Raw genomic sequence first — 281 nt, 5'->3', positions numbered from 1 at the left:
AATTTGCCGTGGCGCTGCGGGCAGCCGAGTCGCTACTGCGCGACGCCGCGCGGGTGTTCGACCTGCACGAGCAGGACCCGGAGAACAAGGAACTGCAAGACGAACTGATTCTGTCGGTGGCCACCGCACGGGCGCATTCGGACAGCGCTTCGTTGCGTATTTCCAGCGACATCTTTTCCTTGCTCGGGGCCAGTTCATCGCTGAGCAAATGGAACCTCGACCGCTTCTGGCGCAATGCACGTGTGCACACCACGCACGACCCGATTCGCTGGCGTTTGCAC

General features: G+C 61.9%; 1 pseudogene. It reads left to right on the top strand.

What is annotated here, in order from left to right:
- Nucleotides 1-281, top strand: a pseudogene (locus AC0I8G_RS25890) (acyl-CoA dehydrogenase family protein); the annotation flags it as partial.

It is taken from the genome of Kineococcus sp. AC630 (assembly GCF_979255925.1).
Note: the sequence above shows the minus strand (reverse complement) of the source record. Positions and strands in the feature narration are given on the sequence as shown.